Origin of the sequence: Bacteroides timonensis (assembly GCF_000513195.1) — a bacterium.
Lineage (GTDB): Bacteria > Bacteroidota > Bacteroidia > Bacteroidales > Bacteroidaceae > Bacteroides > Bacteroides timonensis.
Map to the genome: position 1 here is coordinate 38223 of NZ_CBVI010000011.1, position 8291 is coordinate 46513.

The 8291-nt window shown below is 42.0% G+C and carries 7 protein-coding genes and 1 pseudogene; 4 read left to right on the forward strand and 4 right to left on the reverse strand.

Annotation, left to right across the window (positions count from 1 at the left end; all coding sequences use genetic code 11):
• Positions 1 to 14: 14 nt before the first annotated feature.
• Both BN161_RS03475 and BN161_RS03480 read right to left on the reverse strand, forming a co-directional pair.
• Positions 15 to 1064, reverse strand: coding sequence for a helix-turn-helix domain-containing protein (locus BN161_RS03475; protein ID WP_244436405.1), 1050 nt, complete (start codon positions 1062 to 1064; stop codon positions 15 to 17).
• Positions 1065 to 1090: 26 nt separating this feature from the next.
• Positions 1091 to 2050 (reverse strand): calcium/sodium antiporter, encoded by a 960-nt coding sequence (locus tag BN161_RS03480; RefSeq protein WP_044263168.1) that lies wholly within the window; start codon positions 2048 to 2050, stop codon positions 1091 to 1093.
• A 120-nt stretch (positions 2051 to 2170) separates the two neighbouring features.
• Here BN161_RS03480 and BN161_RS03485 point away from each other — a divergent pair, with 120 nt between their 5' ends.
• Positions 2171 to 3973, forward strand: coding sequence for a mechanosensitive ion channel family protein (locus BN161_RS03485; protein WP_044263191.1), 1803 nt, complete (start codon positions 2171 to 2173; stop codon positions 3971 to 3973).
• Positions 3974 to 4049: 76 nt separating this feature from the next.
• Here the strand turns inward: BN161_RS03485 and BN161_RS03490 are convergent.
• Together BN161_RS03490 and BN161_RS03495 are read right to left on the reverse strand one after the other, a co-directional pair.
• A pseudogene (locus tag BN161_RS03490) lies at positions 4050 to 4713 on the reverse strand (KilA-N domain-containing protein).
• Positions 4714 to 4850: 137 nt separating this feature from the next.
• Positions 4851 to 6128: a WD40-like domain containing protein gene (locus BN161_RS03495; protein ID WP_044263171.1), complete on the reverse strand. Its 1278-nt coding sequence runs from the start codon at positions 6126 to 6128 to the stop codon at positions 4851 to 4853.
• A gap of 791 nt (positions 6129 to 6919) precedes the next feature.
• On the opposite strand from BN161_RS03495, the gene BN161_RS29335 reads away from it, so the two are divergent.
• Genes BN161_RS29335 through BN161_RS03510 form a run of 3 tightly spaced genes read left to right on the forward strand, consistent with a single transcriptional unit; the run spans position 6920 to position 8156 of the window.
• Positions 6920 to 7327: a hypothetical protein gene (locus BN161_RS29335; protein ID WP_125910743.1), complete on the forward strand. Its 408-nt coding sequence runs from the start codon at positions 6920 to 6922 to the stop codon at positions 7325 to 7327.
• 17 nt (positions 7328 to 7344) lie between these two features.
• A complete protein-coding gene (locus BN161_RS03505) occupies positions 7345 to 7746 on the forward strand; it encodes a hypothetical protein (protein ID WP_044263176.1) in 402 nt (133 codons plus the stop codon).
• A 20-nt stretch (positions 7747 to 7766) separates the two neighbouring features.
• A complete protein-coding gene (locus BN161_RS03510) occupies positions 7767 to 8156 on the forward strand; it encodes a hypothetical protein (RefSeq protein WP_044263178.1) in 390 nt (129 codons plus the stop codon).
• Positions 8157 to 8291 lie beyond the last annotated feature (135 nt).

The window sequence follows — 8291 nt, forward strand, 5'->3', positions numbered from 1 at the left end:
AGATAAAAACTGATCTATTGCTGTATGCTTTTCCGATACTGTAAAGGTGTCATACCTGTATTTTTGAGGAAAGCACGCCGGAAGGTGGAAGTGGAGTTAAATCCGGAACGTTCGGCTATCTCATCTATATTCATGGTATAGGGGTAGATGGTCAGTAGTTGCTTGCCGGCTTTCTCAATGCGCAGGTTGTTGATGTAGTCGTAGAAAGTGATATTCAGCTTGTTGTTGAAATAGGAGGATAGGTAGGTGCGGTTGGTTCCAATGGCATTGGCTACATCGCTGATAGTCAGTTTAGGATTCAGGTAGAGTTGTTGCTCTTCCATTACTTTCAGTAACTCTTCCCGGAAAGCGTAATAAGAACCGTTATCCTGTTCCGTTCCGCTGGTTCCGTTCTCTTCTACAGGCTCTTTAGCCAGGAGGTTGCCTTTCAGGTTGTTAGGCATAGGGATACTGATCTGATAGGCTGAATAATGGATAATAACAAACCACAATATGACAGAAGAAATATAATAAATAGTATCTCCCCAGCCTGTAATATTCATGCTGGTATATACCCATGTTGCCAGGCAGATGGCGAGAATAAATGTGGCTTTCTTCAACCATGCCACATCGATATGTTCTGAATAAGAGTAGTTGTTGCGTATGTATCGTTGGTAGCGTCGGGCAGCGAATGTAACTATGAGTACAATAACGGCACTATAGAGTAGAATGAATCCGAAATAAAAAGGGAAAATGGGGGCATGGAATGTACACAAATAGGCAATTGTAAATACAATATAGGGACTGAAAAGCAAAAAAACTTTCTTCCAGTTAAGCCATCCGGGTGCCGTTAATTCCAGAAGATAGAAGGAACAGGCGGCAACTGCCCATCCGTCAATGAATAGCAGGGAATTGACCAATTGTTCGGTTTTCAGTGAAGGAAAATAGAGTAATATATCCTTGAACTCCAATAATGCCCAGAAAGCAAGGGTGAGTCCCAGTATGCTCTGTATCCGTGAGCGTGGCCTATGTGTGAGCAAGCGGAAACTGACATATCCGAAGAACATGAATGCAGCTCCGTTCATGAAGTATGATATATTGATGCCTCCCATTAAACGTTATAAATAAGTACTATGGTGTATGCTATGTAACAAAGTATCAGTATGCTGCCTTCGATGCGGGTAATGGTACGCTTGGCAAAGAACAATCCGAATAGCCACAGCAAGATGCTCGAACCTACCAGTACCAGCAGATCCATATTTGTGATACCCGTCAGGTGCAACGGTGTGATGGAAGCACTGCATCCTAACACGAAGAAGATGTTGAACAGGTTACTGCCAATCGCGTTTCCAATGGCAATTTCCGGATTTTTCTTTAAGGCAGCAACAATGGAGGTTGCAAGTTCGGGCAGGGATGTGCCGCCTGCTACCAAAGTCAATCCGATGACGGATTCGCTTACTCCCAGACTGCGTGCAATGCCACTGGCACCATCCACAAAGAAACTGCCGCCGGCAATCAGAGCTACCAGTCCACCTATTATATATAGTATGGACCGCCACATGGGAAGTTGTTTGATTTCTTCTTCCGTTTCCCCCTCTTTCTTTCCTTGGAAAGCGATGGCAAAGGTATATCCGAGGAAGATCAAGAAAAAACAGAGCAGGAGTAATCCGTCTGTAATGCTGATTATATTTTCGGAGCTATGATCCAGTAAGACATCATTTGCGCAAATCAGCAATACTATGGAGGACAGGATACAGAGTGGGATTTCCTTGCGCAACGTATTTCCGGAAATAACAATTGGGGCGAAGAGTGCCGTGCAGCCTACGATCATTAGTGTATTGAAGATATTGCTGCCTACAACGTTTCCGATGGCGATGTCCGCGCTGCCTTTCAGAGCCGAAGATACGCTGACTGTCAGTTCGGGAGCGGAAGTCCCGAAAGCTACGATGGTGAGCCCGATAACAATGGAGGGGATGCGGAAACGCTTGGCGACGGATGCGGCTCCGTCTGTCAGTCCGTTGGCCCCTAAAAGGATGAGGAGAAGTCCTCCGATAAGACAAAGAATATCCATGAGAATTCTGTTTTTTGTGCAAATATAATTAATTCCTTTTATGAAAAGTGAAAAACATTCCGTATGTTTGGCACGTTAATTAATTTGTTGTTTTTAAGTAACCTGATTAAGGGCTATTATATGAAGGGAATACGTGCATTATGTCTTTGGCTCTTGCTGTTGCCTGCGGGCGGCGCATCTGCCCAGCTGGTAGAGAAGGTATTAGATGTCTTTAATGACGATACTTTGGGGACTGTTGTCGCCCAAAGGGCAGATACAGACTCGGTTCATCTGCTGAAGATGAAAGAGGACTTGGAGGTTGCAAGGCTGAATGAGGCTAATCTCAGGATGGAGATAGAGCAAATGAGGCTGAAGTATGATGCGGCGGACTCCCTGAAGCTGGCAAAGCAGCGATTGCGCATTGACTCGCTCAGGCGGATGACGCCGGGTGTGCCGGTAGTGGTGGAAGGCGATACGCTGTATTACCTGTTTGCCAAGCGGGGCGGGCATACTCCGCAGCAACGTGCCGAAATGAATGCAGCGGCAATAACGGAACTGGGCAAGCGATTTAATCTGCAACCGGATTCGGTTTACTTAGAGAGTAGTGATATTGTTACCGATCTGATGTATGGTAATAAGGTTCTTTCTTCTTTTACGGATCAGGATGGTCTGTGGGAAGGTTGTTCGCGCGATCAGTTGGCGGCTGCCAAGCGTAAAGTGATCGTAGACAAGCTAAAGGTGATGAAAGACGAGCATAGCCTGTGGCAGCTTGGCAAACGCATTCTCTATTTCATTCTTGTAATCATAGGCCAGTATCTGCTGTTTAAACTCACCACCTGGTTGTTCAATAAGTTGAAAGTGCGTATCCAACGATTGAAAGATACCAAACTGAAACCTATCTCCATTCAGGATTACGAATTGCTGGATACGCAGAAGCAGGTGAATCTGCTTGTCTTCCTGGCAAATCTGTTGCGATATGCGGTGATGCTGCTTCAATTGGTGCTGACGGTGCCATTGCTCTTCTCCATATTCCCTCAGACAAAAGACCTCGCCTACAAGTTGTTCTCGTATATATGGGATCCGATAAAGAGTATCTTCCTGGGTATAGTGGAATATATTCCCAATCTGTTCACTATCTTTGTGATATGGCTTGCCGTGAAGTACCTGGTGAGGCTGGTGCGCTATCTTGCCAGTGAAATTCAATCGGAGCGGTTGAAGATAGGCGGTTTCTATGCCGATTGGGCTATGCCGACGTTTCACATTGTGCGTTTCCTGCTTTATGCGTTTATGATTGCTATGATTTATCCCTATTTGCCGGGTTCCAAGTCGGGTGTTTTTCAGGGGATATCGGTCTTTGTCGGCTTGATTGTTTCGTTGGGTTCGAGTACGGTGATCGGGAATATTATTGCGGGATTAGTAATCACTTATATGCGTCCCTTCAAATTGGGCGACCGCATCAAACTGAATGATACTACGGGCAATGTAATAGAGAAGACTCCGTTAGTGACGCGTATCCGTACGCCGAAGAATGAGGTGGTAACTATCCCGAACTCTTTCATCATGTCTTCGCATACGGTGAATTTCAGTCAGTCGGCACGCGACTATGGACTGATTATTCATTCGGAAGTGAGTGTGGGGTATGATATTCCCTGGCGGAAGACGCATCAACTTCTGGTTGAGGCCGCTCTGAATACACCCGGAGTGGTAGATGATCCGCGTCCGTTTGTATTGGAAACGTCTCTTCAGGATTATTATCCGGTCTATCAGGTGAATGCTTATATAAAGGATGCCAACCAGTTGGCGCAGGTGTATTCCGATTTGCATCAGAATATCCAGGATAGATTTAATGAAGAGGGCATCGAGATTATGTCGCCGCACTACATCGCTACGCGCGACGGTAGTGAGACGACGATACCCAAGGATGATCTGAGGGGGAAGAAATAAACCTTATCCGGTGCAGAGGTGGATTATTTTCCCCGTAGGGATGAAGGTGATAAAGAAAATGAAGTGCATGCCTGAATTATTTCAATCGTTTTTTATTCTCATCATTTTCTAGTATTCTCATTTGTTGAATAGCTATTTGGTTGAGTTTAATTAGCCGTTCACCTTGGGGAATACCTTGATCAATAAATACGGCATTGAGGTTCTCCATGTTCGAGAGGCAAATAAGTTCATTGATGGAAGCGTAGTCACGGATATTTCCTTTTAGTTCGGGATGTTGCTCTCGCCATGTTTTAGCTGTTTGCCCAAACATAGCCACATTAAGCACATCGGCTTCTTCGGCATAAATAATGCTTGCTTGCTTAGCTGTTACTTCTACTGGAATAAGATTCTGTTTGATAGCGTCAGTGTGAATTATCCTTATGGGCATAAGTGCCACCATATCTTCCAGCTTTTGATATTATGCCAATAGCTCCAGTTCGTTCTATCCATGTTTTAACTGATAGAACAAAATTGTTACTACCAGCCATATTTTTAATTGTACCGAATTCGGTACAATTAAAATGTGAGTTGTATAATATTTCCCATTCACCGATATATTCAAGTGTACTTTTTAAGCTAAGCCATCTGAATAATATGTGCTCTTGCATTTGACTACGTGCCATATCGGTTAATCAAATATAATCCTGGTCGTTATTTGTTAGAACTGTAATTTCTGTATTTTGTACTTTTATTTTAGCCATGTAGATTTAAGTTATTTGCATTCAACGTCGAAGTTACCTGTTTATGAGAATAATTTCAGATTTGCTTTTCAGAAATCACGTAAAGCTGACAATAAAGACATCCTTTTTCATGAAAACAGGAATGTCCTCCTCCTGCTTTACCGTGCCAGCACAATCTCCGAATACGGATAAACGCCTGGGAATAACCTCAAGTTCCACTCTTTCTTCAGTATATCGTAAACCCCAATCATTTGATCGCTCCTCCCGGTGGACAGCACATAGAGTTCCTGCGTATTCGCATCTTTCATGTGCGTTGCTATTGAACATGCATAGTCGGGAGAGGTAGCAAAAGGCTCTGCCATACTCATGGTGGTGGTATTCCAAAGGCGGAATTCCGTTCCGCTGTCGGTTACTACGGCATATCCGCCGCTAAGTGTATACTTCGTACTTCCTGCATCTTCTACAGGCACCATTATCCAGAAAGGAATCAGGGCGGTGGACTGTAGGGGGGCTAAAGCGTGCATGCTATGCTTTCCAAGGTCTACTACAACAGGAGAAAAGGTGCCGTTGCCGTTGTCTGCTGAAAGCAACAGATTGCTATCCGCTATCACGCCGGGATAACGGGCCAGGGCTTCGGATTTCATGCCGTCGGGCAACTTTATGCTAGGGATTGCAGGATAGTCACTTCGGGTGTTGGCCCAAGAACTGACAACGTGTGCCGACACATGATTCGGGTCGACTTCCTGTATCGCTACTATATTATTATAGCTGGTGCAGAGGGTCACAGTTTGCCCCAGTTCCGCCCACTTCCAGTAGTTCATGGACAGGTCGTAGTTGGCGATGTTCCGGTTTCCTCCCTGCGATTGAATCCCGCAGAGGGTTAAACTTCCGGAGATGTTGACTGCACAAGAGAATTCTTTGCCATCCGTGAATTGTTCCACTCTTGTAATCTTTCCCGTTCCGCGTTCTATGTGTTCGATGGAGTAGGGATAGTCTGTATTGGATTTGGAATTGACAATGCCGTAGAGCTGGAACTCTTCGGGCGATTGTCCGTCTTTCACCGCAATCTTTCCCAGTGACATCATTTCACTGGAGCGGCGCAGGAATACTTCTGTGGTAGAGGCCGGGTAGTGTCCGGGTGCCAGGAGCGTGATACTGGTGGCTGTTTTCTCCGTGATGACGGCCGATACGCCGCGTGCATATCCTTCGTCAAAGAGCGGTTGGTCTACGAGCGGCCAGCGGATATCAAGCATGATGTCATCGTCCGTCTGAAAGCCTTGTGCTTTGATGGTTACTTTGTCGCCGGGAGTGAACTCGATTCCCGGGTCGGGCATCACGATGTCGGTTACGAAAATGGGTTGTTCGTCTTTGTCCTTGTCTTTGTCACATGCTGCAAGTAGCAGGCCCAGCAGCAGGAAGAGATGTATCTTCTTCATAGCGTTTATCTGTTATTGTTGGGACAAAGTTATCACTTTCCATTTGTATTCTTCTAATTTTATTTTCCTTTTTTCTGTTTTCTTTGTGTGCCTTCGCATCGGACTAAGTATTGGGGGAGTACATTGTTTGTTCAATCGGACATCTGTTGGTGTCCGTTAATCTTATTGTTCTGTTGTGAATATTGTTGTCATTCCCCGTTTTATACGGAAAGACAGGACAAACGGCCTGAATAGAAAATCTGGAAACCTTCCCGATACTGATGGAAAAGAATGCAAGGAAATGACTTGATGGATGTTCAAAAAGAAAGATGTAATTCTGATTATTCACTATTCTGTATGTGTTACTTTAATAATCCTGTCCAAATTTACATGTAAAGAGGGTAAAAGACATCAAAACGTTCTTTTAAAAACGTCGGAGAAAAGCCTGAAAGTAGGAGCTAAAACAGCTTTTAGGAGAAGATTCTCCTTCCTATTTTACAGGAAAACCTCCTTTCATACTACAAGGCTACACCCTTTTGGGCGGATAGCTACACCTTTCGGGGTGGATGGCTACACCCTTTGGGGGAAATGGTGTAGCCTTCTGAGCAACACAATTCTCCATGTAACGTCCCGTTTCCTACCGTGGGAAACTGCAAACTATTGTATCAGTGTCTTTTTCATCACTCTTTCATTGCTCTTTCAGAAATCCTTTCTATCTTTGTGCAGGGTTTGTTTCTCAGGCTTCCCGTTGAACGCGAGTAGAGAGATGCCTGCACCTTTCTTATATCCCCTTTAGTTTGATTATTTTAATTATGAATACAAAAAATGTTATAGTGATTTGTTTATTGGCAATACTATTTTGTTTTCCTACAACTGTAAAATCGGCAACAGCAACCAACTCTATTGAATATGTAAATCCAATAGATAATAATGGACTATGTGGCAGAATTGCTGATACGTTCTGTAAAAGAATGTTTTCTAGAGGAGAATTAGATTTTTCGTGGATAGGTTATAAATTTGAGAAAGTCAATTTTGAAACTATAGTTGTTTTTAATAAGTTTACACATCAACTTTGTGGTGACAAGAGAGATTTGATTTATAAAATCAAGATGAGATACCAATCAGGTGATCCTGTGAAATTGTCTAATTGGAAATTATTATTAATCATCATCGAAGATGTTGATACTCAAAGACAATTGGTCAATCAAAAATATGAATAGTTATAAGTTAAGAAAATATGAATAAGTTTATTATTGTGACGGCTGTCTTTTTGTGTTGTGTAATTTCATTAAACGGGCAGCAAAGAGTTGATGGCGCAGATGTTATCAAGATTAGTCAACAATCTCAAATTGTATCATCCGTCGTGGGGTGGTGTTATAATGATACATATAATAAATGGTGTGGATATTACAATGTTATTCTTAATGATTTTAAGAACAATAATAAGGTTCCTAAATATGCGGAAAATTATTTGTATTCATACAATGATGAAGAGATTTTGAGTTTGCAGATAAAATCAGTAATATATAAAGGTGAAAAAATTTATATGCTTTATATAGGGCAACAAGACTATTATTATGATTACCTATCTATAGAAGAAGGGTATCATAGCTATAAAAAAGAACCGTATTTTTTATAAAAAAAGAAGAGTATAATAAAATGTGGAATCTTCAAACAGGTATCAATAAAGTTTACATGTTAAACGGAGGACGAAGTTTTGGGCATAATAGAGCTACTTACGATAATCAAGAAGAAATGTTGGCATATGAATTTGATGATGACTTTTCTTTAAATTATGTGACAAATGACGATTCATATACCAAAGGAAAATTTGAACCATTAACATGGTATATAAAGAAAGAGAATGATGGAACAATTCGTTTCCAATATCCTACTAATAGAGGACTATTGGAAGATGCTAAAGAATATAATAAAAATCTTTCTAAAAATACTGGGTTTGTAGAGAGGTCAGAATACGAAGCAAAGGATTTTGCTACGGAATATTATGAAATTTCAAATGCTAATTATGAAAAGTTGAGAATTAAATAATATAATTGTCTATTAAAGTAGATGGAGTGTTATAAGGCTTAATTATGCAGATTAACCGATTTAATATGGGTAGATTGGTTGGTCTTTTTATTGATGATATGCATTTTGTTTAATGTTTCATTTGTTGATTTTATC

Bases quoted from the DNA above. Each gene is read 5' to 3' on its own strand.
- BN161_RS03475 (WP_244436405.1), bottom strand. From the start codon at position 1,064: ATGAACGGAGCTGCATTCATGTTCTTCGGATATGTCAGTTTCCGCTTG.
- BN161_RS03480 (WP_044263168.1), bottom strand. From the start codon at position 2,050: ATGGATATTCTTTGTCTTATCGGAGGACTTCTCCTCATCCTTTTAGGG.
- BN161_RS03485 (WP_044263191.1), top strand. From the start codon at position 2,171: ATGAAGGGAATACGTGCATTATGTCTTTGGCTCTTGCTGTTGCCTGCG.
- BN161_RS03495 (WP_044263171.1), bottom strand. From the start codon at position 6,128: ATGAAGAAGATACATCTCTTCCTGCTGCTGGGCCTGCTACTTGCAGCA.
- BN161_RS29335 (WP_125910743.1), top strand. From the start codon at position 6,920: ATGAATACAAAAAATGTTATAGTGATTTGTTTATTGGCAATACTATTT.
- BN161_RS03505 (WP_044263176.1), top strand. From the start codon at position 7,345: ATGAATAAGTTTATTATTGTGACGGCTGTCTTTTTGTGTTGTGTAATT.
- BN161_RS03510 (WP_044263178.1), top strand. From the start codon at position 7,767: ATGTGGAATCTTCAAACAGGTATCAATAAAGTTTACATGTTAAACGGA.